This window comes from Pseudomonas sp. BIGb0381, from assembly GCF_024809815.1.
Lineage (GTDB): Bacteria > Pseudomonadota > Gammaproteobacteria > Pseudomonadales > Pseudomonadaceae > Aquipseudomonas.
Window position 1 is genome coordinate 1 of sequence record NZ_JANUEN010000004.1, and the last position, 23638, is coordinate 23638.

The 23638-nt window shown below is 61.4% G+C and carries 18 protein-coding genes and 1 pseudogene; 15 read left to right on the forward strand and 4 right to left on the reverse strand.

Annotated features, from left to right (window positions below; translation table 11 throughout):
• Positions 1-879 precede the first annotated feature (879 nt).
• From M2397_RS30525 to M2397_RS13505, 10 genes and pseudogenes are all read left to right on the forward strand, one after another.
• Positions 880-976, forward strand: a pseudogene (locus tag M2397_RS30525) (transposase); the annotation flags it as partial.
• Positions 977-1241: 265 nt separating this feature from the next.
• Complete coding sequence (locus M2397_RS13465; protein WP_131700691.1) at positions 1242-2831, forward strand: ShlB/FhaC/HecB family hemolysin secretion/activation protein; 1590 nt, start codon at positions 1242-1244, stop codon at positions 2829-2831.
• Positions 2832-2855: 24 nt separating this feature from the next.
• The gene (locus M2397_RS13470) at positions 2856-4655 is read left to right on the forward strand and encodes a DUF2341 domain-containing protein (RefSeq protein WP_259243552.1); all 1800 of its coding nucleotides are present in this window, start codon (positions 2856-2858) and stop codon (positions 4653-4655) included.
• 11 nt (positions 4656-4666) lie between these two features.
• The gene (locus tag M2397_RS13475) at positions 4667-5092 is read left to right on the forward strand and encodes a biopolymer transporter ExbD (protein ID WP_010211136.1); all 426 of its coding nucleotides are present in this window, start codon (positions 4667-4669) and stop codon (positions 5090-5092) included.
• A gap of 3 nt (positions 5093-5095) precedes the next feature.
• The gene (locus M2397_RS13480; RefSeq protein ID WP_131700694.1) at positions 5096-5800 is read left to right on the forward strand and encodes an energy transducer TonB; all 705 of its coding nucleotides are present in this window, start codon (positions 5096-5098) and stop codon (positions 5798-5800) included.
• 46 nt (positions 5801-5846) lie between these two features.
• The gene (locus M2397_RS13485) at positions 5847-7547 is read left to right on the forward strand and encodes a putative porin (protein WP_259243553.1); all 1701 of its coding nucleotides are present in this window, start codon (positions 5847-5849) and stop codon (positions 7545-7547) included.
• Between the two features lie 18 nt (positions 7548-7565).
• The gene (locus M2397_RS13490; protein ID WP_131700696.1) at positions 7566-8192 is read left to right on the forward strand and encodes a DNA repair protein; all 627 of its coding nucleotides are present in this window, start codon (positions 7566-7568) and stop codon (positions 8190-8192) included.
• A 20-nt stretch (positions 8193-8212) separates the two neighbouring features.
• On the forward strand, positions 8213-8674 hold the full coding sequence (locus M2397_RS13495) for a YbjN domain-containing protein (RefSeq protein ID WP_145338845.1): 462 nt from the start codon (positions 8213-8215) through the stop codon (positions 8672-8674).
• Positions 8671-9612, forward strand: a complete 942-nt coding sequence (locus M2397_RS13500; RefSeq protein ID WP_145338846.1) for a peptidylprolyl isomerase — start codon at positions 8671-8673, stop codon at positions 9610-9612. The genes M2397_RS13495 and M2397_RS13500 overlap by 4 nt, the downstream gene beginning before the upstream one ends.
• A gap of 51 nt (positions 9613-9663) precedes the next feature.
• Positions 9664-10641: a LysR family transcriptional regulator gene (locus M2397_RS13505; RefSeq protein WP_259243555.1), complete on the forward strand. Its 978-nt coding sequence runs from the start codon at positions 9664-9666 to the stop codon at positions 10639-10641.
• Positions 10642-10667: 26 nt separating this feature from the next.
• Here M2397_RS13505 and M2397_RS13510 read toward each other — a convergent pair whose 3' ends face one another.
• Positions 10668-15278, reverse strand: a complete 4611-nt coding sequence (locus M2397_RS13510; protein WP_259243556.1) for a dermonecrotic toxin domain-containing protein — start codon at positions 15276-15278, stop codon at positions 10668-10670.
• 158 nt (positions 15279-15436) lie between these two features.
• On the opposite strand from M2397_RS13510, the gene M2397_RS13515 reads away from it, so the two are divergent.
• From M2397_RS13515 to M2397_RS13525, 3 genes are read left to right on the forward strand one after another with little or no spacing between them, the layout of a single operon-like run.
• Positions 15437-15991: a histidine phosphatase family protein gene (locus tag M2397_RS13515; protein ID WP_131700701.1), complete on the forward strand. Its 555-nt coding sequence runs from the start codon at positions 15437-15439 to the stop codon at positions 15989-15991.
• 45 nt (positions 15992-16036) lie between these two features.
• Complete coding sequence (gene cobF, locus M2397_RS13520) at positions 16037-16792, forward strand: precorrin-6A synthase (deacetylating) (RefSeq protein ID WP_131700702.1); 756 nt, start codon at positions 16037-16039, stop codon at positions 16790-16792.
• An 11-nt stretch (positions 16793-16803) separates the two neighbouring features.
• Positions 16804-17523, forward strand: coding sequence for an alpha/beta hydrolase (locus M2397_RS13525; RefSeq protein WP_259243557.1), 720 nt, complete (start codon positions 16804-16806; stop codon positions 17521-17523).
• A gap of 131 nt (positions 17524-17654) precedes the next feature.
• On the opposite strand, the gene M2397_RS13530 is transcribed toward M2397_RS13525, so the two are convergent.
• From M2397_RS13530 to M2397_RS13540, 3 genes are all read right to left on the reverse strand, one after another.
• Positions 17655-18209, reverse strand: a complete 555-nt coding sequence (locus M2397_RS13530) for a hypothetical protein (RefSeq protein WP_145337217.1) — start codon at positions 18207-18209, stop codon at positions 17655-17657.
• Between the two features lie 72 nt (positions 18210-18281).
• Positions 18282-20090: a monovalent cation:proton antiporter-2 (CPA2) family protein gene (locus M2397_RS13535; RefSeq protein ID WP_131700705.1), complete on the reverse strand. Its 1809-nt coding sequence runs from the start codon at positions 20088-20090 to the stop codon at positions 18282-18284.
• A gap of 126 nt (positions 20091-20216) precedes the next feature.
• Positions 20217-21074 (reverse strand): EamA family transporter, encoded by an 858-nt coding sequence (locus M2397_RS13540; protein WP_259243559.1) that lies wholly within the window; start codon positions 21072-21074, stop codon positions 20217-20219.
• Positions 21075-21177: 103 nt separating this feature from the next.
• On the opposite strand from M2397_RS13540, the gene M2397_RS13545 reads away from it, so the two are divergent.
• Positions 21178-21960, forward strand: a complete 783-nt coding sequence (locus M2397_RS13545; RefSeq protein ID WP_259243560.1) for a helix-turn-helix domain-containing protein — start codon at positions 21178-21180, stop codon at positions 21958-21960.
• Positions 21961-22053: 93 nt separating this feature from the next.
• Positions 22054-23607 (forward strand): DUF726 domain-containing protein, encoded by a 1554-nt coding sequence (locus tag M2397_RS13550; RefSeq protein ID WP_259243561.1) that lies wholly within the window; start codon positions 22054-22056, stop codon positions 23605-23607.
• Positions 23608-23638 lie beyond the last annotated feature (31 nt).

The window sequence follows — 23638 nt, forward strand, 5'->3', positions numbered from 1 at the left end:
TAACCCGGCAGGACGCCGGGTTAGCCGTCCTGGGCCAAGGATGGCCCATGACGGCGGCCCACGGATTCAAGCCGGAGTGAGGGCATACCGAGCCTCGGCGAGGTACCGAGTGGTGGGGCAAGAGCCCTTTGGTTACTTTGGGGCTTTTCCAAAGTGACCCGCTGTAAGAGCGGAACCCTAAGTGGCCGTTACCGCAGCAACGGATATGTACCCGGTCCAATCCAAAAAAATGGTCGGCCCAGAGGCCGCCATCGGGAGCAAGCCCCCTCCCACATTTAGGTCCGGGGCCCCCGTTAGAGAGTCGTCAGCTCCCGAGCCACCACGGAGCAAGTCGAATCGTCGCACCGCCCCTCCCACATTTCTAACCGAGTACACCCGGCGCAACTCCGGTCAGCTCTAGGGCCGTAAAAGCCAGAGCAAAAGCAGCCCCCCGAAAAATTGCCCCCCTCACAATCCCAAATGAAGCTTTCATGACAAAAGTTCGGTAGCTCATCGCCACTTCCGTCTTGCCTATGTAACGCGCTGGAGGCCGCCACGAGCCGCCTCCCCAGCCGTCAGCGGGACGCCAGGAGTGGGGCAATGGGAACTATGGAACGTTACTCGAAAGTCGGCATGCAGGAGCTCGACCAGCGCCTGTCGAAGATCGTCGAGGCCGCGCGCAAGAAGCCGGTTTCGGTGTACCGCTACGGCGCGCCGTGGGTGTGGATCGTCTCTCAGGACGACTGGCAGGGCGCGTTGAAGGAAGTGTCCAGCTACATCCCGGCAGGGCATTCGCTGGTGTTGTTGCGCCCGCAGATCGACGAGGTGCTCGAGCAGCATCGCGACCTGCTCCAGGCCGAGCCGGGCATGTTGATCGCGCCGCAGACCGTGGTGCAGATCCTGCTGCTGCAACTGCTGTATTCGGTGCCCAGCGAACAGCAGCTGCACGAGCAACTGAACTACAACCTGCTGTTCCGCTGGTTCGTCGGCCTGGAGCTGAACCAGAAGGTGTGGAGCATCCACGTCCTGCAGCGCGACATCGCCAGCCTGTTGAACAACCCGCAGGCCGTGCAGTTGATCCAGACCATCATCGGTGAAGTGTTCTGCGGCGCCTTGCTGCACATGCCGGAGTTCTCCCTGAACTTCGCCTTGCTGCACACCTGGCTGGCGCGGCACAGCCATCTTTCGACCAGCAGTAATTGAGCAGGCCAGACGCCGTGCAATCGGCGACGGCGAAAAATCTTAGACAGTTAGGGGGCGGTGTGGAGCATCTGTTCAAATCAACGCTGGCGTTGTGCTGCCTGACGCTGGGCGTCCTGGCGCAACCGGTGTGGGCCGAGGAGGGCGATGAGGCCCCGGCGCGCAAGGTGGACGTCAACGAGTACTTCGTGCGCGGCAATACCGTGCTCGATGCGGCGACGATCGAGGAGGCGGTGTACCCGTTCCTTGGCCCGCAAAAGACCCTGGACGATATCGAAGGCGCGCGCGATGCGTTGCAGAAGATCTACCAGGCGCGTGGCTATCAGTCGGTGTTTGTCGAGCTGCCGGAGCAGAAGGTCGATGACGGCATCGTCTATCTGCAGGTCAGCGAGACCAAGGTGGGCCGCGTGCGTGTGGTCGGCGCCAAGCACTACTCGCCGGTGGAGATCCGCGACGAAGTGCCGGGGCTCAAGGAAGGTGCGGTACCGGATTTCACCACGGTGCAAACCCAACTGGCCGGGCTCAACCGCAGTGCCGGTCGGCAGGTTACGCCACTGGTACGCGAAGGCCAGCGCCCCGGCACCATGGACGTGGATCTGCAGGTCGAAGACCAGAACCCCTGGCACGCCAGTATCGGCTTGAACAACGACTACAGCGCCGACACCGAAAAGCTGCGCTCGGTCGCCACCCTGGGCTACGACAACCTCTGGCAACTGGGCCACAGCATTTCCCTGACCTACTTCACCGCGCCTCAGGACACCGAGAATGCCAAGGTCTGGTCGGGCTCCTACAGTGCGCCGTTGAACGAACGCTGGACCTTGCAGTTCTCCGGTTACCAGTCCGACAGCAACATCGCCACCATCGGCGGCAGCAACGTGTTGGGCAAGGGCCACTCCTATGGCGTGTCCGCCATTTACAGCTTGCCGGCGGCGGGCAATTGGGCCAATTCGTTTTCGTTCGGCATCGACTTCAAGGATTTTGACGAGCAGTTGAAGTTCGGTTCCAGCAGCGACCAGGTGCCGCTCAAGTACGCACCGTTCACTCTGGGCTACAACGGCTATCGCTACACCGAGCAATCCCAGCTGGGGCTGGGCTTGAACCTGGTGGTCGGCACCCGCGCATTCTTTGGCTACGGCAGCGACGCCGAAGAGTTTGATTACAAGCGCTACAAGGCCAGTGCCAGTTTTGCCGTGCTCAAGGGTGACCTGAATTACACCTACACCTTCGCCAACGATTGGCAGTCGGCCTCCAAGGGCGCTTTCCAGTTGGCCTCCGGGCCGCTGGTGTCCAACGAGCAGTATTCCGCCGGCGGCGCCACCTCGGTGCGCGGCTACCTGGCGGCCGAGCGCACCGGGGACGAGGGGTATTTGCTCTCCCAGGAACTGCGCACGCCGTCCCTGGCCAAGTTCCTCGGCAGCTACGTGCAGGAGTGGCGCTTCTATGCGTTCGCCGAAGGCGCGCGCATGCGCCTGCACGACCCGCTGCCCGAGCAAGAAGACGAATACAGCCTGGCCAGTGTCGGCCTTGGCACCCGCGCCAGTTTGAGCAAGTGGTTGTCCGGCAGCCTGGATTGGGGTTACCCGCTGCTCGATGGACCGAACACCCAGAAACAGGACTCGCGACTGCACTTCAGTGTGCAGGCGACTTTCTGACTTTTTCTTCCGGAGACTTCACCCATGCAACGCCTATTCCTGAGCCTGTTGATCTGCCTGGGCTTCGCGCTCCCGGCCACCGCCCATGCCTGGTGGCAGGACGATTGGCACTACCGCAAACAGATTTCGGTGGACACCACCGCCCAAGGCGCCGCGATCAATCAGGCCCTGGGCCGCACCGCGTTGCTGGTGCGCCTGCACACCGGCAACTTCACCTTTGACGGGGTCAAGGACGACGGCGCCGACCTGCGCTTTGTGAGTGCCGATGACAAGACCGTGTTCAATCACCAGATCGAAAGCTTCGACCCATTGATGGGCATGGCGTTGATCTGGGTCGATGTACCCAAGGTCGAAGGCGGCCAGCGCCAGGACATCTGGATGTACTACGGCAACCAGAAGGCCCCGGCCACCGCTAACGGCCAACTGACCTTCGACCCGAATTACACCGCGCTCTATCACTTCGATGGCGCCAACGCGACGCCGCCACGGGACACCACGGCCTACGCCAACACCGCGTTGAACGCCACCGGCGCGAGCATCGACGGCGTGATCGGCCGCGCCTTGCAGTTCGCCGGCCAGCCGCTGCTGTTGCCGGCCAGCCCGTCGCTGCAACACGCCGCCGGCGCTGCCTTCACCTTCAGCGCCTGGCTGCGCCTGGACCAGGCCAGTGGCGAGCAAATCGTGCTGGCCCGGCGTGACGGCGCCCACAGCCTGTTGCTGGGCCTGAACCAGGGCTCGCCGTTTGTGGAGATCGACGGCCAGCGCGCGGTGTCGACCCAACCGCTGAACCCTGGCCAATGGCAGCACCTGGCGTTCACCGCCGAGGGCGACAAGGTCACGCTGTATGTGAATGGCCGTGAAACCGCCAACCTCGCCGTGGCCATGCCCGCGTTCAATACGCAGCTGGCGGTCGGCGCCGACCTGCCGGAAGCCGGCAGCACGTACCTGCCGTTCGCCGGGGCCATGGATGAGCTGCGCCTGTCCAAGGTGGCACGCCCGGCCGTGCTGTTGCTGGCTGACGCGAGTGCCCAGGGCGCCGAGTCGAAACTGGTGGCCTACGGCGTGGATGAAGAACAGTCCGGTTTCGGTTTCGGCAGCCTGGGCTTTTTGCTCAACGCCGTGCCGGTGGACGCCTGGGTGATCATCCTGGTGCTGGTGGCGATGATGTTCCAGTCGTGGGTGATCATGTTGCGCAAGAACCGCCAGGTCAGCCGTTTGAGCAGTGCCAACGAAGTGTTCCGCGAGCACTTCGCCCAGATCGGCACGCGCCTGGAGATGTATGCCGACGACGCGCAGTTGGCTGAGCGCCTGAGCCATTCTTCGCTGTGGCGCCTGTACCTGGTGGCGGTCAAGGAGATCCGCACCCGCCGTGCCCAGGGCGCCGATACCTCGTCGGTGTCGGCGGCGACCATCGAAGCGATCCGCTGCTCCATGGACGGCGTGCGTACCCGTGAGAACCAGGCCCTGAGTTCCAAGTTGTCGACCCTGTCCAACGCCATCGCCGGCGGCCCGTACATCGGTCTGCTCGGTACGGTGCTGGGGATCATGGTGGTGTTCCTCGGCACGGCCATGGCCGGCGACGTGAACATCAACGCCATCGCCCCAGGCATGGCGGCGGCCTTGCTGGCCACGGCCATGGGCCTGTTCGTCGCGATCCCCGCGTTGTTTGGCTACAACCGCCTGATCACGCGTAACAAGGAAGTCAGCGCCGACATGCGGGTATTCGTCGACGAGTTCATCACCCGCCTGGCGGAGATGCACGGCGAGAGCCAGCACAGTGAAACCGCGCACCGTCGCGACCATCACGCATCGGTTCCGGCCTGAGGAGAATCGCCATGGCTTCCGTAAATGCCTCCCACGACGATGACGATGATGCCGCCGTTGACAGCATCAACATCACGCCCCTGGTGGACGTGCTGATGGTGGTGCTGGTGATGTTTATCCTCACCGCCACCGCTCAGGTTTCGGGGATCCAGATTCACCTGCCCAAGGCCAGCGCCTCGGTGTCGCTGTCGGAGGCCAAGACCAAGGCCATTTCCGTGAACGACGGCGGCCAGGTGTTCCTCGACGCTTACCCGGTGACCCTCGGCGAACTCGAGGAACGCCTGCGCATCGAGAAAGCGCTGAACCCGGACTTCCCGGTGATCGTGCGCGGCGATGCGATGGTGCAGTACCAGAAGGTCATCGAGGTGCTCGACCTGCTGCGTCGGCTGGAGCTGTCCCAGGTCGGGCTGGTCACCGGCAAACCGAGCCAGGGCTGAGTCATGACCGCACAGATCCCGATCGCGCCATTGCCGGTGAAGAACAAACCGCCGTTGCGCCCGTTGAAGTGGGGCGCCGGCCTGTTGCTGGGCGCCGTGGCGGCCTGGTTTCTCTGGCAGTGGGCCAATGACATGAGTGGCGTACGCCGTGAAGCGCCTAAGGTGCCGACGATTATCCCGTTGCCGCCACTGCCGCCGCCGCCCCCGGAGAAGCCCAAGGAGCCCGAGCCCCAGGTTGAAGAGAAAGTCCCGGAGCCGGTGCCGAGCCCCGAGCCCGAAGAGGTCAAGCCGGCCGAGGAAGCACCGCCTTCACCGAATGAAGACCTGGCCAACCCGATGCAGATCGACGGCGATGCGCAGTCCGGCAACGACGGCTTCAACATCGGCGCCGGCAAGGGTGGCGGCATGGCCGGCAGTGGCGGCGGCGGGTTGGGGACCGGCACGTACAAACAGTACCTGGCCGGTACGTATCAGCGCCTGATGCGCGAAGACCCTGAGCTGCGCAAGAAGGCGTTCTCGATACAGATAGACCTGTGGTTGGGCGCCGATGGCCAGGTGACGAAGGCCGTGGTGGCCAAGTCCAGCGGGGATGCCGAGACCGACGCCCAGATGCTCGCGTTGATCCGAGCGCCGCGTGCCACCCAGAAACCTCCGGCGTCGCTGACGCTGCCCATGCGCCTGTCCCTCAAGGGCCGGCGCCCGGATTGATTGCACGAAACCTCTTATCTACGGTTTTTACAGGAGTTGCGTACACATGATTTCCCCCGTGAATCGACTGACCCTGGCGGTTGGCATGGTCATCGCGACCCTGGTCGGGCAAGCGGCGGCAGCCCCGGTTGCGCCTTCGGAAAACGTCACCATCAACCTGATCCGCCTGCTGGTGCAGCAAGGTGTGCTGACCCAGGACACCGCCAATGGGTTGATCGCCCAGGCCGAAAAAGAAGCCCAGCAGGCCCGCCAGGCCAATGCCGCGCCGGTGGTCGCCAGCGGCCCGGCGACCGCGCCTGGCGATGTGCGCGTGCAGTACGTGCCGCAGGCGGTGCGCGACCAGATCCGCGACCAGGTCAAAGCCGAAGTCATGTCCACCGCCAAGAAGGAAAATTGGGCGCAGCCTAATACCTTCCCCGACTGGATCTCGCGCATCAGCTTCGATGGCGATATTCGTCTGCGCGACGAGTCGCGCTATTTCTCCGGCCGCAACGACAACACCATCACCGACTACGCCAAGCTGAACGACACCGGCCCCTACGACGTCAACAAAAACTCCAACACCAAGTTCCCACCGCTGATCAACACCCGCGAGGACCGCGAAAACCTGTTCCGCCTGCGGGCACGCCTGGGCATGAAAGCGATGATCTCGCCCGAATGGACCGCCGGCATTCGTATCGCCACCGGCTCCGACAATAACCCGGTGTCCACCACCCAGACCCTGGGCGGCGGCTTTGGCAAAAAGGACATCTGGCTCGACCAGGGTTACCTGAGCTGGAAAACCACCGACTACATGACGTTGACCGCCGGGCGCATTGGCAACCCGTTCTACGCCACCGACATGATGTATTCCAACGACCTCAACTTTGACGGTGTGGCCGCGATCTTCAACCACAGCCTCAACAGCGAGTGGGGCCTGTTCGGTACCCTCGGCGCCTTTCCGGTCGAGTACACCTCCGACGCCGCCAGCAGCAATGGCATCGACAAGGAAGACAGCGAAACCAAATGGTTGTTTGGCGGGCAGATTGGCGCCGACTGGAAGATCAACCGCAGTAACCGTCTCAAGCTCGCCGCTGCCTACTACCAGTTCCAGGACATCGAAGGCGAGCGCTCCAGTCCTTGCTCCACCTGGCAGGGCGCGGCAGGTTGCGACACCGACGGCACACGTGTGGCCTTCATGCAAAAAGGCAACACCGTGTTCAACCTGCGCAACAACACCACCAACCCGGCGGATCCCGCGCGAACACCTGACCCGCAGTACGTAGGCCTGGCGTCCAAGTTCGATGTGCTGGACCTCAACCTGGTCTGGGACAGCGAACTGCCCAGCGACTTCAAACTGCGCAGCCAGGCGAACTTCATCCACAACCTGGCCTACGACAAGGGCGAGATGCTCAAGCGCAGCGAAGGCGAGATCGTCAACAACCTCAACAGCAATGGCCAGTTTGAAAGTGGCGGCAATGCGCTGATGGTCTCGTTCACCCTCGGCAGCGCCCTGGAGATGCGCAAGCGCGGCGACTGGAACGTGTTGGCCGGCTACAAGTACATCCAGCCGGACGCCTTGCCCGACGGCTTCAACGACTCGTCGTTCCACCTGGGCGGCACCAACGCCAAGGGTTATTTCATCGGCGGCAACTACGGTATCGACAAGAACATCTACGCCAGTGCGCGTTGGTTGAGCGCCTCCGAAGTGTACGGCCAGCCGTTCGAAGTCGATGTGATGCAACTGGAACTCAACACGCGCTTTTGATGCGCAGGGAGATGCCACATGAACACGCGAATCTGCGCGCTGTTACTGCTGCTGGTCACCACTGGCGCTTCGGCCGAAGGCATGGAGGAACGCCTGCGGACGCAATTGCGCAGCACCACCCAGCAATTGCAGGCGCTGCAAAGCGAACAGGCCCAGGCCAGTGCCGCACGGCTGGCCGCCGAAAACCAGGCCAAGCAGGCCCAGGCGCAAATCAAGCAACTGACGGCCGAGCTGGAAAAGGCCCGTGGCACGGCTGAGCAACTGGCCGGCCAGCAACAGAGCCTGCACAGCCAGGCGCAGGCCCAGGTGGCGGCGAGCAACGAGCAGATCGGCAAGTTCAAGAAGGCCTATGACGAACTGCTGGTGCTGGCCAAGGGCAAGGAAGCCGAGCGCGCGCGCTTGCAGGCGGCCTTAAGCGAACGTGACACACAAGTGCAGCAATGTTCAGTCAAGAATCAACAGATGTACGGCGTGGCCCAGCAACTGCTCGCGGCCTACGAAAAAATCGATGTGGCCGAGGTGATGAGCATTCGCCAGCCGTTCGCCAGCAGCGCCCGGGTGAAGTTCGAGGAACTGGCCCAGGGTTTTGGCGATGATCTGTACAAGAGCCGTTTTGATGCGCCCCAGGCAACTGCCAATCACTGATAGACAAGGAAGAAATCACCATGAGCGAATTGATCACCAGCGTCACCGTCCAGAGCCTTACCGAACTGTTGCAGGACGCCGGCTACCGGGTTAACCAGAGCGAACAGAACGGCATCGTGCAACTGCTCAGCGCCAGCCAGGGCATTGGCTTCGCCGTGCGCTTTGGTAACTCGGCGGCGGAGCAGGGCAGCTATGTGGATTTCACCTACAGTTGCGCGCTGCGGGTGCAGGGCGAGTTGCCCGAGGGCCTGGCCCCGGTATGGAACGCCTCGCGGCGCTTTGCGCGGTTGTCGGTGCAGGGTGAGTTCCTGCTGATGGAAATGGACGTGGTGGTGGCGGGCGTTGGCGCCACGCACCTGCGCAGCCAGCTGGAATTGTGGGACCGCCTGTTGCAGGAATTTATCGTCTACCTGCGTGAGTACAGCCAGCAGGCCGCGCAGTTGCAGGCCGCAGCGGTGGGTGAAGAGGCACCGGTCCTGTGAAAAAGCCAACCCTGATGGTCGGCGCGGGTGCGCTGGCCTTGCTGGTGGTGGCGGTGGGCTTGAGCCTGCGACCGGGCAGTGACCCGGTGGCGGCGCAGCAACCGGCACCGGTGGTCAATCCGGCACCGATCGGGCCGGCGGTGGCGCGCCTGGGCAATCAGCAGATCGACCTGCCGGAGCTGAAAAGCGTGCTGGCCAGCCTGCCGGCCGAATCCCGCGAGCAACTGCGCGGCAACCGTGGCGCCCTGGAAACCTGGATTCGCTCGAGGCTGGCGCAAAAGGCTGTGCTCGAACAGGCCGACGCCCAGGGTTGGCGCCAGCGCCCGGAGGTGGAGCAGCAGACCCGCGCCGCCACCGAGCAGATTGTGTTTCGCGACTACATGCTCTCGGTCAGCCAGGTACCGGCGGACTACCCCAGCGCCGCCGAACTGCAACAGGCCTACGACAGTGGCAAGGCGCAGTGGGTGACGCCGCCGTTGTACCGGGTGAGCCAGATTTTCCTCGCGGTGAATGACCCGCAAAACCTCGATGCCGTACGGCGCCAGGCCCAGGAACTGAGCCGCAAGGCGCAGGCCGCGCCGGCTGATTTTGCCGCCCTGGCCACGCAGTTTTCCCAGGACCCCGACAGCGCCGCGCGCGGTGGTGACTCGGGGATGCAGCCGTTGCAGCAACTGGTGCCGGAAGTGCGCGGCGCGGTGGCGCGGCTCAAGGTCGGTGCGGTCTCGGACGTGGTGCAAAGTCCTGCCGGGTTCCATGTGCTCAAGCTCATCGGCCAGCAGCCGGCGCGTACCGCCACCCTGGACGAGCTGCGTGAACGCCTGACCCAGGCCCTGCGCGCCCAGCGCCAGGAACAGATCGCCAAGGCCTACCTGGAAGGCATGCTCAACACCGCGACCTTGAGTATCGACGGCGCCGAGTTGAACAAAGTGCTGGAGTAACACGCCTCAACCCGCATTGGATGCACAGACCAACCAGACAGGGAGTCTCCCATGGCATTTCTCGAACCGTCTGCCCCACAGGGGCCCACTGCTTATCGCGCACCCTCCGAGCCACGCAGTGCCTGGTTGGCCCTGGCCAGTGAGATCGATCCGGAGGTGGCACGCTACTTTCTGGTGAGTGCGCGCTGCGGCTGTTTCATGCAGGCCGCGCGCAGCCTGAATATCAAGGCAACCCTGTTGCGCAAGCGCCTGGCCCAGCTGGAGGAACACCTGCGCCATGCGCTGTTCAGCTACCAGGGCAACGGCCTGGTGCTCAGCCGTGACGGCCAGCAATTGCAGGCCCAACTGATCGCCCTGGCCCACGAACGGCACCTGCCGGTACTGGAACAGCCGCTGATTCGCCTGGCGGTGGCCGAGCCGATCCTGCACGACATCCTCGGCCGCGACCTGATCGCCTTGCTGCGCCGCAATGCCAGCGTGCGCCTGGAGATCATCTCCCTCGACAGCCACTTGTCACTGCAAGCGGTGGACGTGGACGTAGTGCTGTGGCTGGCCGACACCGACGGCCCGATGCCCGGCCCGAGCTTCGTCACCGAACCGCCGCGGGCGCTGGCGCGATTGCAGTACCTGCCGCATATCGCCAAGCGCTATTCACGGCTGATCACGCGCCCGGACAGCGTGGAAGACCTGGCCGACTACATGCTGGTGCAATGGCAGCCGGACGCCCAGGTCGAGGCTCTGCAGCCGTGGAATCAGGTGGTGCAACAGCGCCTGGCGGCGGTGGTGCAGGTGCATGCCTATTCGCTGATGCTGGAGATGATCCGCTGCGGCGCCTGCATCGGTTTGCTGCCCCATTATATGAGCAGCTTCGACCGGGGGCTGGTGGCGTTACCAGGGCTGTTGGCCGAGCGCATGCAGCGCCAGGTGTGGCTGGCGGTGAATGCGCAGGTGCACCACCCCGAAGCGGTGCAGATGATCGTCGAGCTGATCGTGAGTACGTTCGAGGGGCGGCGGGAGTGGTTTGATTAACGCGCGTTGGCCGGCAAAGGGTGTTGCTAGCCGGTCTTGGTATCAACCTTCAGTGTTTCGAGGTATTCCAGCTTGGTTTTTCCGCCCTCTACCTTGTAGGTAAAGACAGGGTATGACTTCCCATCGAACTCAGGGCCGGCTCGGTTAATGGCTTTCTGAAACTGTGGCTTGGCGGCCTCCCAGGTCTGACCGTTTGAACCATAGAAAACCAGGCCGACCAGTGCATCGGGTGGCACGCCTACCGTCTGTATTTCGCTGTTTTCAAGCGCGCTGCCGGGGTGCTCGCCTTGTTGGTTCTTCAGGTCATTCAATAAGCCTTGCATGCCTTCACGGGCCTTCTCCCGCCCCAGGTATCGCGTGTCGGCCTGGATGTTCCCAGAGAAGGCGTCTTTTTCATGTATGGCCGTGATGTTGTCCTGGAGTTTTTCCGGCAGCGCCAGGATGGCCATGTTTCGCGGCAGGGCTCCAGCGTTGTCACCCATTTTGTAGTAGTTGGGCAACAAGTCTGCTTGAGCCAGGCTCCATTTGCGCAGCCCGCCGTGTCCTCTATTGGCCTCGCCCTGCGCACGAATGCTGTCAAGGTTCTCACCGGTGTTATGAAACTCCAGATGCGCGTTCCTGAGCTGAAGGGTTCTGATCAGTAATCCGTCTTTTTGGAAGGCTTCAATGATGGGGCGATATTGTGTTCCATCTGTTGCAGTCGAGGTTGTTACTTCGGTGGTGGGCAAATGATTGTTTTCAACGACCGTTATGGGTGGTTTGGGCGGCACTTGCCTCGGTGGGGCAACGCTTGCCGGTCTGGATTGTCGCCGCACACTGGAATGAAGCACCAACGATGCCAGGTTGGCCAACAGATCCGCCATGGCCGCGTCCTTGTTGCCCTCCTTTTCACTGGCCAAGGTTTTAAGATCGCCGAGGATGCCCTGGGTCTGCAGTGCCAGGCCCACAACGGCCGCCGGCCCGCGAAGGGCCGGCAGTATTGCGTTGAGCAGGAGGAAGCCGCCTTCTTTGAAGGTCGCCCAACGGCTTTGCGAATTGGACACCGATTGGCGCTCGGCCAATGTTGCCAGGGCGTTGGCGTTGGCATCGTAGAGGTAGTCCATCAGTTGCCCGGATTGCACCTTCTCTGCAAGTTTGTCGATGGCATCGCCGTTGGTCGCCAACGTTGGGGCGGCAGGCCTGCGCGGTAACGTGAATTCATCGATAAACACTCTGTTTCTCGGTAGATGGGGCTCGCTGAAACCACCGTGATCATAAATGGAGCGGGTCGCTTCATCAGGTAGCCAGGCAACTGCGTCATCTTGGAGCGACTTTGTTTTACGCAGTGCCTCCATTAAAGCCTGGCGCGAAGGAAACTGTAGCAAGGGCTCTTCTGCTATCAAGGGGCGATAGAGAATATGCGGGCCTACCGAGCTGTCCTTGGGTTCGATCAGGAACATGTTTTCGACGACATCGGGTGTGGCGCCCGGCTCGCGTTCGAACGCCAAGGGACGCATCGTGATCTCGTTGCCATTGACATACTTTTTCCCTGGCGTGGGGTCAAGTATTGCCTGGAGGTACCGGTAACCCATGGCGTTATCAAAACCCTCAGCGCCTTTACTGGTCAGCTCCAAGGCTTTCATCTTCAACTCGATTGGCACTTGTTGCGCAAAGCGTAATTGACGTTCTGTCTTTTTGGCGGGGTCGTTGAGCAACTCGCGTTTAAGCAGCTCGGGATAGTTTTTGCCGGCATCTATTTTTTGAATCAGTTCTTTGAGAGCACCCTCTTGCCCCAAGGCAGGTATCAATGCCCCGGTCGGTTTGTGACGAACCTCTATGCGACCGCCCGGTAGTCCTGCAAGGTTTTGAATGAAGGCGTCGCTGAGGGGCATCCTGGTGGTTTGGATGGCTCCGAACCCGCTGACAGGCACGGCATACGGCGTGTGGAATACCACTTCCACATCATTGATGTCATAGGGGACGGGAGGGGGTGAGAGCGCGTTTAACTGGCTCTGGATAAAAGTACGGATGTCCGGGATACCGCTGTTATAGCTTTGCTCTTTGTGGCGGTACATATAACCCGCCAGTTCCAGGACGAGGTCGTGCAAGATGAAGCGGTTGGCATCGGAGGTATTTTTTATCCAATCGGACACCTTGTGCTGAGAGCGATCCGGTCGCTGCGTATCGAGCAGCGTTGGCTCGGTGGCCACTGCTTTTGCTTCATGCCCGTTGATAATGATGTTCGCTTGGATATAGAACGCATCGACGTCTACCTTGGTCAAGTGGGTGCTGAATGTTTCGTGTGGTCTTGCCTGTTCGAGGTGTTGGTCCCATTTATCTTTGACGGCAGCCAGGGAGGCATAAGGGGTTACCTTGCCGCTCGGTTCGCAGACCAATACGATCGTGCGTCCTGCGACCTTGCGTTCGATAACCAGGTTGGGGGTTTGGAACTCCGGGGTGCCTGAATGGTTATTCTCGGTGCTGGCCAGCATGTGCACGGCTACTTCAGAATCATCCGCCAGTTTGGGGCGTGTCGAGCCCTGGGGACACCTCACGAGCATGTCCAGGGTTTCGCGTTGCTCGTCATCCAGCCCCGGTTGCTTGATGCTGGCCAGGCGCAGGTTGTTACGTACCAGGTCACTGAGCATCAACCGGCGGTCTCCGGCGAAAATGGGCGTGACACCCACTGACGTGTCGGTGCCTGAACCAGGAATGGGGTCATTGAACGGTGGCCTGCCCCAATAATCGAGCCTGGCTGTCTGAAGTGCTTCGTTCAGTTTACCTGGCAACTGGCTGATAGCCTGTTGGACAGCCGCTTTATCGATGTCGAGCGCGGTGCCCGCAGGGTCGCCGGTACGTGCCTGTACGTCCGCGCGGGTGTCGACAAACTTGCCGTCACTGCTGAACACCGGAGCATCAGCGCCTTCTACGTGGTTAATGGCCAACTCCATCAGCGGTGTTTCCAGGAATTGACCGGGATTTGCCGGGTCGGGGACGGCGAAGGCCAACTGCTGGACATCCACATTCAGTGCGGGCAATGCCTTGCTGATGGCGTCCTTGAGCAATCCGGCTACCACTGTTTGCCTGTTCGGTTCCCCTTCAAACAGACGCTGGCCGATGATGTCCACGGACCCAACGGGCGGTGGCGTGGGTATAGCCGCGTCGACCAGGTTGCGTCTGAACGGTGGCGTGGGCGTCTGGACGCTTGGAGATGGCAGGCCTTGGAGGCGCGCCAGGCGCTGCTTGGCTGTCTGTTGGCGTTCGCGAACCGCAAGGGAGGGGGCGTCGTTCGGAGGATTGTTTTTGAGCAGGGCGGGGAAACCGTCGCGAATGAGCCCCGCGTTTTGTTCGAGCCACTGCGGTGAGCCGTAATGCTCGCGGACTCCGTAAAACTCCATGATGCCCGCCATCGGGTAGCGATCCTCTACGAAGTTGTAGTTCGGTAAGCCCATCGGCCCGTTACCTCCTATCTCGCGGGCCGCTTTCAAGATGTCAGGTTGAACGGCTGCCCACGGTGCATATTCAGCGGGGAATGTGAGCCATTTGAGGCTGCCGTCTGAGTCTGGTCCCAAGGCCAACAGACTTCCATCCAAATTGATATGTACGCTTCGGGGATCTAGATTTTGTGCGTGCATGAAGCGCTTAAACGCGTCGCCGGAGAGGGCCTCTTTATAGGCTTGCACTGCCTGTCCATAGGATGAGTCTTCAGGCGTGCCGATGATGCCCCCATTAGCGCCGGTGCCGGGGTTTATGGCTTTGTGTGTCACTATTCTGCTGACCAGGCGAGCAACTTCCCGGTCGGCTTCCTCGACACGTTCCGAAGGTGTCGGCGTGCGGTTAGCGTCCGCTATCCCCCTGGTATGGCTATAGGTTGCCGTGGCGATGGCGTTTTCTACTTCGGCTTGTGCCGCCCTGACGCGCGTGATTTGCGGCGTAAGTGGGCCGTTGAAGGGCATCAGGGATTTGAATTTATCGCTGTGCTGTAAGTCGCTGATCGAACTGAGCAGTTCGCCTCGATGGTCCACGGGATCTTCGCCATAGAAGTTACCCACCACGTCAATGGGCGCGTTGTGTTCGCCGGTGTACTGGAACGATTCAAGTCGACCGGCGGCCACTTCTTTTGCCGCGGCCGCAATAGCAGCGGAGGCTTCTTTCCAGCCGGGCTTATTGCGCGAGAAGAGTTGAATTTTGCCGTTGATGCTGCACTCCATTGAATCCGCAGAAGGGAACCACCTCAGGCTTGAGATATCGATGTTGTTGTCTTTGGCATAGCGTGCAAATGGCTCTTGTTTGAGCGCCTGCGTGAAGAGTGCCCACGCCTGGCCGAAGGTGGAAAACGCTGGTATGTCAGTGACCGTTGGAGGTTGATCAGCATTTTTTCTCACTGACGTCTTGTGACGATCCAGCAACATCAATGCAGCGCAATACTGGCTTGCCATTTCACTGTCGCTTTTCTGCACAAGGTGTTTGCTTTGTTCCTGAATGCGTTGAAAACGTGCATCCGTAGGGGAGGGCTGTAGCGGATTCACAGGCCACTGTGTGATTGTCTGAGTCAGTGATCGTTTGGCTCTCGAATGTTCTGACGCATCGCTGTTCTGACCGGACTGCTGCGCGACCGGATGCGGCTGTACGGCAAACGTCTGGGGCGCGATTTTCATAAGGCTTTCTCGTAATAATGAGGGAAAAGGCGACACCGTGATCGCGCTTTGATGCGTGTACCGTGTGGCTTGTAGGGAGTGGTGTGTTTAAACTCGGCGGTTCCGCACATGTGTATCAGGTGTATACAGAGCGCTATCCCGATGCAGAGTGAGCAGTGATGCAGGCCACCCGCTTGACCCTCATTTGCCATGCCGCCACACCCGCTCAAAAGTACGGGCGTTTTCCCGATAACGAGTCCGTGATGATGGATTGGCAAGCCGCAGCGCTATCCCTGGCCGGGCGCTATAAGAAAAACCTGCGTCTGGTGTGCGCGCCCGAGGCACGTGCCTGGCAGACGGCAGGGTTGTTCGGCGGTCAAGCAGTGATTGAAGACGCCTTGCGCGATGGCGACGTTGGCGACTGGAGGGGCCGAGCCATCAGCGAGTTGGACAGCGATGCGTTGCTGGACTGGATGACCCACAGCGCCAGTGCGCCCCACGGTGGCGAGTCGGTTGAGCAAATTTGCGCACGGGTCGCAGCGTGGATGAAAACCCTGGAGGCCCAGCCCGGGCACGTAGTGGCCATCACCCATCCCTTTGTTATTCGCGCGGCGATGCTGTATGTCATGCAGTGTCCGGTCTCGATGTTCTACCAGATCGACGTCGAGCCCCTGTCCGCTACCGAGCTGCGCTTCAACACGGTGTGGCGCCTGCGCCTGGAAACTCACGCCTGAGTGCGTGAACATGGCAAAATCCACGCCCCGCAATGAGAGCAACCCATGAAACGCATCCTCATCATCGGCATTGGCGCCGGCAACCCTGACTACATCACGATGCAGGCCGTGAAAGCGCTGAACCGCACCGACGTGTTTTTTCTGATGGACAAGGGCCAGAGCAAGGACAAGCTGATCGACCTGCGCCGCGAGATCTGCGAGACCTATATCACCGAACCCGGTTACCGCTTTGTCGAGGCCGACTGCCCCGAGCGCGTACGCGGTGAGATCGACTACACCACCGCCGTACAGGGCCTCAACCGCGACAAGCAGGCCACCTTCGAGCGCATGATCAACGAGGAAATGGCCGATGGTGAAGTGGGCGCTTTCCTGGCCTGGGGCGACCCGGCGCTGTACGACAGCACCATTCGCATCCTGCAGGCGATCCTGGCCAGTGGCCGCTGCGCCTTTGAATTTGAAGTGATCCCCGGCATCACCAGCGTGCAAGCCCTGGCGGCCCAGCATAAGGTGGCGTTGAACCGTATCGGCAAGTCCATCGAGATCACCACCGGGCGTCGATTGGCGGCGGGGCAGGCCAGCGATGCCGATACCCTGGTGGTCATGCTCGACGCGGAAGATTCCTACCGTACGGTGGCCGATCAGGACCTGGATATTTACTGGGGTGCCTACCTGGGCACACCGGATGAAATCCTGATCAGCGGCAAGGTCGGTGAAGTGGCAGAACAGATCGAACGGGTGCGCAAGGCGGCGCGCCTTGAGAATGGCTGGATCATGGACACTTACTTGTTACGCAAACCCTGAGGTAACGTCCCATGTTCAAACTGCTTGCCCTCGCGCTGACCCTGATGGCCAGCGTTGCCCACGCTGATTCCGAGTTGCACACCGATTTGCCGCTGGCGTACCTGGAACAGACCCAGGCCGATGCGCGCAACGAGCCGCTGGTGATTTTCCTGCACGGGTTCGGTAGCAATGAGCAAGACCTGTTCGGCATCAAGGACGCGCTGCCGCCCACCTGGACCTACCTGTCGGCCCGCGCGCCGACGCCGGTGCAGCCGAATGGCTTTCGCTGGTTTACCAAGACACCGGGTGACGGCGATTACGATGGTGTGACCGCCGATTTGCACAGCAGCGCCAAGCTGATCAAGGATTTTGTCGGCAAAGCCACCGCCAAGTATCACACCCAGCCTGACCGGGTGTTCCTGGTGGGGTTCAGCCAGGGTGCGATCATGTCGTATGAGGTGGCTCTACGTGACCCGCAGCTGGTGCGCGGCATTGCGGCGTTGAGTGGCAGCGTGCTGCCGGTGCTCAAGGCTGAGCTCAAGCCGGACGAACGCTTGAACAAACTGGCAATCTTTATTGGCCACGGCACCCTGGACCAGGCACTGCCGTATGCGTCGGCAACGCGGGCCAATGAGGTGTTGGTGGGGCTTGGGTTGAAGCCGGAGTTTCATGGCTATCCGGGGATGAACCACACGGTCAGTGAGGCGGAAGTGCAGGACTTGAAAGCGTGGCTGGAAACGAGTTTGAAGTGAGCGCGCTGAACAAAGGTGGGAGGGGGCTTGCTCCCGATAGCGCAGTGACAGTGAACAGATTCATTAGCTGATCCACCGCCATCGGGGGCAAGCCCCCTTCCACATTTGATGGGTGTTGTCAGGACTCTTTGTTATTTGCCGCCGGTAATCTGCTTCACCAGCTCTGCATGCCCCTTCGCATCATCGGCCCGCGAGATCGCCTGGATTACCAGCAAGTGGTTGCCGGAGCCGCCGAGGAACGTGGAGTTCAAGGTCTTGCCACCGCCCTGGGTGGCGGTGCTGTCCACCTGGCGCAGGCCCAGGCCCTTGAAGGTCAGTTTCTTTTCGCTCAGCTTCTTGAAGTCGGGCAGGGCGGCGCTCTGGTCCTTGACGAAACCGGCCACGGCGCCGTCGAGGAACTGCGGGTCGTTGTCCTTGATGGTTACACCGTCGTTACGCACGGTTTCGGCGACGATCACCACGCTTTTCGTGGTCTGGTTGGCGTACATCGTGCCTTGGGTATCGGCGGTGCCGTCCTCGGCCTTGCCGGCTGGCAGGGCGTCGGCGGCGTAAGCCTTGGGCAGGTTGAAGTTGAACTTACCGCCCAGAGTGGAGATGGTTTGCGTGGCCGGCTTGGCGGCGGCGAACACGCTGCCGGCGGTAAGCGCGAGGGCCAACAGGACTGCGGTCTTGGTGAAATTGACCATGAAGCGCTCCAAGGATGAACGAAATTGCGGCGTATTCTGTCAGAAAATTCGCAATATCGTTCATCCTTAGCCTCACACCTTGTCGGACTCTTCCTCAAGCCGATCCATCTCAAACAGTCGCGCCAGTTCGGCGCGGGCTTCCTGGGCGGTTTGCATCACCTTGGCCGCATCGTCGTACACCGCATGCTGGGCGGCGAGCACTTGCAGGTCGTGGTTCTTGAAGCGGGTGATGCGGGCATCGGCCTGGGCCTGGCTCAACCCCAGGCCCACCAGGGTACGGCGGCTCATTTCCAGGCTGGAGTAGAAGGTCTCGCGAACCGGTGACGCGTCGAGGTCCACCAGGCGGTGCACGTGCTGGCGGTTACGGGCGCGGGCGATGATCTTCATGTGCGGGTAGAGATTGCGCACCAGTTCGGCGGTCTTGATGTTGATCTCCGGGTCGTCCATGGCGATCACGAAGAACTCCGCCTGGTCGACCTTGGCCGCGTGGAGAATCTCGGGGCGTTGTGGGTCACCGTAGAACACCGGCATGCCGCCGAAACTGCGGGTCAGCTCGATGGTTTCCACCGAGGTGTCGAGGGCGATGAAGGAGATGTTCTGTGCACGCAGGATCCGCGCGACGATCTGGCCCATACGGCCCATGCCGGCGATCACCACCCGCGGCGCATCGCTTTCGATGGTGCGGTATTCCTCCGGTACTTCCACCGGCTTGACCTTGGGCTTGAACAGCTTCGGGCACACCAGCAGCAACAGCGGCGTGACGGCCATGGACAGGGTGATGGTCAGCACCAGCACGTCGTAGAGGTGCGGTTCGAACAGGCCCTGGTCGCGGCCGATCTTGAACACCACAAAGGCGAACTCACCGCCCGCGGCCAGCACCACACCCAGGCGCAGGGCGCTTTCGCGGTTGAGATCACCCACCATACGCCCCACGGCGTACAGCAGCGGCAGCTTCAAACCGATCAACAGCAGGGTCAGGCCGATCACCACCAGCGGCGAGCTGAGCAGCAGGCTGAGGTTGGCGCCCATGCCCACGCTGATAAAGAACAGCCCCAGCAGCAGGCCCTTGAACGGCTCGATCTGGGATTCCAGTTCGTGGCGGTACTCCGAGTCCGCCAGCAGCAGGCCGGCGAGGAAGGCACCGAGGGCCATGGACACGCCCACCAGTTCCATCAACCAGGCGGTGCCGATGACCACCAGCAAGGCGGTGGCGGTGGACACTTCGCGCAGGCCGGTCTTGGCGACGATGCGAAACACCGGCCGCAGCAGGTAGCGCCCGCCGATGATCACCACGGCAATACTGCCGAGGATCTGCAGGACGTGTTGCAGGCCTTGGGCTTCGGTGGTCGGATGATCGCTGCCGGCCAGCAGCGGCACCATGGCAATCAACGGGATCGCGGCGATGTCCTGGAACAGCAGGATCGCAAACGCCAGGCGTCCGTGGGGCTGGTTCAGCTCCTTGCGCTCGGCCAGGCTTTGCAGGCCGAACGCGGTGGACGACAGCGCCAGGCCAAGGCCGAGCACGATTGCGCTGTTCCACGACTGGCCAAACAGCCACAACGCCACCACCCCCATGACCAGGCCGGTGAGCAGCACCTGGGCCAGGCCGACGCCAAATACAGCCTTGCGCATCACCCATAAACGCTTGGGCGACAGTTCCAGGCCGATGATAAACAGCAGCAACACCACGCCCAATTCGGAGAACTGCGCGACGCTTTGCGGGTTCCCGATCAGGCCCAATACCGATGGGCCGATGATCACACCGGCAAACAGATAGCCGAGCACCGCACCTAATTGCAGGCGTTTGGCCAGGGGCACGGTCAGCACGGCGGCGAGCAGGAACACCACGGCTGCTTGTAGCAGGTTGCCTTCATGGGGCATTGCGAACTCCAGGATCTTTAAAACCAATCGACAGGAGGGTATTAGAGCGTTTTTTACCTTTCGAAAATTGTGTTTTTGCTGCGTTTGAAGGGACAACACGCCAGTGCGTGTTTGGCGGCGGGCGGTTCACGCCGGCTTGCGGTACAAACCCACGGCCAGGCCGACGATGATGATCGCAATCGAGATCAGGTCCGGCGTGGAAACACGCTCGCCAATCAGCAGCATCGAACTGCTGATCCCGAACACCGGAATCAACAACGACAGTGGCGCCACCGTGGACACCGGGTACAGCTTGAGCAGCGAGTTCCAGCCCCAGTAGGCAAAGTGCGTCGCCAGGTACACCTGAAACAGAATGGACAGGATCGCCATGATGTCGAGGCTCGACTGCAAGCCTTCGAACGGCGCGCTGCCATGCATCAGCCAGGCCATAAGAAATAACGGGATCGGCGGAAACAGGCTGGCCCACACCATGAACGAGAAGACCTCAGTGACCCCCGACTTCTTGATGATGACGTTGCCCACGCTCCAGGCCAGCGCGCTGAATACGATCAGCATCACGCCCAGCACTGCGTGGCTGCCTTCCCGGGTGGAGATGATAGCTGCCAGGCCGATCAGGGCCAGAAATGCACCTGCCATTTGCGTCCCGCGGAGTTTTTCCCTGAACAACACGCAACCCCAGCCCAGGGTGAAAAATACGCTGAGTTGAATGATCAATGACGCGATGCCGGGGCTCACACCCCTCTCGATGCCATAGTTGATCACGCCCCACATGCCCAACCCGAAGATGACGCCGTAGGCGGCCACGTAGCTGAATTTGACGGCGGGGCGCTTGATGAAGAACACCAGTGGCAGGGCGGCGAGGGCAAAGCGGATGCCCGTGAGGACGAAGGGGTCGACCGAGCGCAGGCCCAGTTTGGTAATGGGGAAATTCACCCCCCATACCAAGGTGACGAGCACGGCGAGCGCCAGATGTTTTTTCAGCATGGAATGTTCCCTTGGTCATTACAGTTATCCAAGGGCGTGGATGTTAGGGGGTGGTTGGCTGGCCCGCTTGCTATGTAAGGTCATCTTTTGACAGAATCGGGCCATGATTCCGACCTTTGACTCCGCCAGCCCTGAAGCCGTGGTAACACTGCGCGAATACCCTTGCGGCACCGTCTTTGAGCGGCACACGCATTCACGTGGGCAGTTCGCCTATGCCTCCACCGGCGCGCTGAAAATGTTCACCGATCTCGGCAACTGGGTGGTACCGCCGCAGCGGGCGATCTGGGTGCCGAGTGGTGTGCCCCACGCTATGCATATGCGCGGGGATGTGGTGATGCTCAATACCTACTTGAACGCCGAGGCGGCTGAGCGGGCGGGGTTGCAGGAGCGCTGCCAAGTGTTTGAAGTGTCGCCCCTGCTCAGGCATTTGCTCGAGGCGGCGTTGGCTATCGACTCCTCGACATTACCCAGCGTGAGGCATCACTGCGTGCTGACGCTGTTGATTGATGAAATCGGAGCCATGCCCGAGCTGCCACTCAGCGCGCCATTGCCGTGCGAGTCGCGGCTGGCGCGAGCCTGTCAGCGCTTCCTGGATGCGCCCACGCAGAAAATCACCCTTGATGAGATGGCTGATTGGTCGAACATGAGCCGGCGCACCTTTACCCGCCATTTCTACGAGGGCACGGGGATGACGTTCGTGTCCTGGCGCCAGCAGGTGTGCCTATTGGAAGCCACCGCACGGCTAAGCCACGGCGCGTCCATCACCGAGGTAGCGCTCGAATTGGGGTTCAGCAGTTCCAGTGCATTCACCTCCGTGTTCCGGCGCAACCTGGGGGATTCGCCGGCGCGCTACCTGGCCAAATCAAAGGCTGCGGCGCAGTTCTGATCCTTCGCGACCGCCACGCCGGTCAGGATTCACCGTCCTACAAGCCTCCCTTTGGTATTATCGCCGTCCCTCGTCACCAGGAGTCACCGGCCCATGCAGCACCAGTGGGATGAAATGCACCGTACCCGCAAGCCCACGTTCGTATTGTGCGGCGAGCCTCAGGGGGATGTGCTCAATCTCTATGTTCACGGTTATTCGGCGTTCTTTAACCGGCAACAGCTGGGCAATTTCAAGCAACAGCTGGCGCGTATCGAGGGTTCGACCAACCTGATGCTGTTCTGGCCGGCGGGGCATTTCCTGGAAAACTTGTTTGCGCCCTTCAAGGATGTGATTACCGCGATGCTGGGTGGTGGCAGCATCGGTGCTGCGACCGTAGGCGTGGGCAAGGCGATTGCGTATTTTCTCGACCACTATAAAAGCGTCGAGGCGCGGGTGGACGAAGTGGCCAGGAGCTTGCTGCCGGAGCTGGCCAGCTACCTGCATGGCGAGTCGCTGGAGGTGCGGCGTATCAACCTGATCGGTCATTCCCTGGGGGCGCGGATTCTGGTCAAGAGCCTGCTGGCCAGCCCGGACACCGCGCGCGAGCTGCCATTGGACAACCTGCTGTTGATGGGCGGCGCGATCTGTACGTCGAGCCCTTGGGAAGAGGTGTGCGCGCCGCTCAAGGGGCGGGTGATCAATTGCCATTCCAGCAAGGACTGGGCCCTGGCGATGAAGCCGGACACCGAGCGGTGCATCGGCCGGTACGCGATCCCGGTGACGCCGGCGCTCAAGGCCAAGGTCACCAATGTGCATCTGGCTACCTTCGATCACGCCGCCTACTGGCCGCAGTTGCAGACCGTGGTGCAGTACACCGACCTGTTGCAGGAGCGGCGCGGCCTGATCCGCTCCGACCAGCGCAGCAGCGAGGTACGCTTTGCCGAAGAGGACGTCGACTTGTTTCCGGCCCTGGTGCAGGCGCGGCCGGAAGAGCTGAAGTTTCTCGCCGAATTGATGGCGCAAAAGCGCAGTGCATCGATCGACGCCACGGTGCGCGAGCCGCTCAAGCTGGCCATCGAGTTGCAGCGCATGGGCGGCGATAGTTTTATGAACCTGGCCCGTGGCCACGGCGTGAATTATCGCCAGATTGCCGAAGATGTGGCGCAGCGGCTGGGGATCAAGTTTTCCGAGCCCGTCGCAACCGTTGCGCTGGCTGACCTTGAAGCCCTGGTCGCGGAAAAACTGATTGAGCAGTACAAGGACAAACTCAGCAACGCCGACCGCCAGGTATTCGACGCAGAGCTCAAGGCGGCTGCACAGAAAGAGCAGGGGCTGTTCAGCCGTTTCGATGTCGGCCGCTCGGCCACTACGGCATTGAGTGGCACGGCGCTGGCCGGGTTGACCGGGTTTATCCTGCGTCGTGGTGCGGCCACGGCGATCCCTGTGGTGGGCCAGGCGCTGGCGGCGGCGATGTTGCTGGTGAGCGGCGTGCGCGCGTTTTCCGGCCCGGCCTATTCGATTACCACCCTGGCGGTGTTGGTGGTCGGGGTGATTCGCCAGCGCATGGAGCGTGAAGCCTTGAACCAGGAGATGGACCTGGTGGTGCAGGTGGTGGAGGCGTTTGACCTGCCTCGGGAGACGGTGATGCGCACCGTTGCGTCTGACTGATAAGCTGAGCCCCTGTCGAGTGTGTTTGCCT

What these genes read in the sequence shown, in the direction of transcription:
- M2397_RS13470 (WP_259243552.1), top strand. Translation starts at nt 2,856, where the DNA reads ATGCAACGCCTATTCCTGAGCCTGTTGATCTGCCTGGGCTTCGCGCTC.
- M2397_RS13475 (WP_010211136.1), top strand. Translation starts at nt 4,667, where the DNA reads ATGGCTTCCGTAAATGCCTCCCACGACGATGACGATGATGCCGCCGTT.
- M2397_RS13480 (WP_131700694.1), top strand. Translation starts at nt 5,096, where the DNA reads ATGACCGCACAGATCCCGATCGCGCCATTGCCGGTGAAGAACAAACCG.
- M2397_RS13485 (WP_259243553.1), top strand. Translation starts at nt 5,847, where the DNA reads ATGATTTCCCCCGTGAATCGACTGACCCTGGCGGTTGGCATGGTCATC.
- M2397_RS13490 (WP_131700696.1), top strand. Translation starts at nt 7,566, where the DNA reads ATGAACACGCGAATCTGCGCGCTGTTACTGCTGCTGGTCACCACTGGC.
- M2397_RS13495 (WP_145338845.1), top strand. Translation starts at nt 8,213, where the DNA reads ATGAGCGAATTGATCACCAGCGTCACCGTCCAGAGCCTTACCGAACTG.
- M2397_RS13505 (WP_259243555.1), top strand. Translation starts at nt 9,664, where the DNA reads ATGGCATTTCTCGAACCGTCTGCCCCACAGGGGCCCACTGCTTATCGC.
- M2397_RS13510 (WP_259243556.1), bottom strand. Translation starts at nt 15,278, where the DNA reads ATGAAAATCGCGCCCCAGACGTTTGCCGTACAGCCGCATCCGGTCGCG.
- M2397_RS13515 (WP_131700701.1), top strand. Translation starts at nt 15,437, where the DNA reads ATGCAGGCCACCCGCTTGACCCTCATTTGCCATGCCGCCACACCCGCT.
- cobF (WP_131700702.1), top strand. Translation starts at nt 16,037, where the DNA reads ATGAAACGCATCCTCATCATCGGCATTGGCGCCGGCAACCCTGACTAC.
- M2397_RS13525 (WP_259243557.1), top strand. Translation starts at nt 16,804, where the DNA reads ATGTTCAAACTGCTTGCCCTCGCGCTGACCCTGATGGCCAGCGTTGCC.
- M2397_RS13530 (WP_145337217.1), bottom strand. Translation starts at nt 18,209, where the DNA reads ATGGTCAATTTCACCAAGACCGCAGTCCTGTTGGCCCTCGCGCTTACC.
- M2397_RS13535 (WP_131700705.1), bottom strand. Translation starts at nt 20,090, where the DNA reads ATGCCCCATGAAGGCAACCTGCTACAAGCAGCCGTGGTGTTCCTGCTC.
- M2397_RS13540 (WP_259243559.1), bottom strand. Translation starts at nt 21,074, where the DNA reads ATGCTGAAAAAACATCTGGCGCTCGCCGTGCTCGTCACCTTGGTATGG.
- M2397_RS13545 (WP_259243560.1), top strand. Translation starts at nt 21,178, where the DNA reads ATGATTCCGACCTTTGACTCCGCCAGCCCTGAAGCCGTGGTAACACTG.
- M2397_RS13550 (WP_259243561.1), top strand. Translation starts at nt 22,054, where the DNA reads ATGCAGCACCAGTGGGATGAAATGCACCGTACCCGCAAGCCCACGTTC.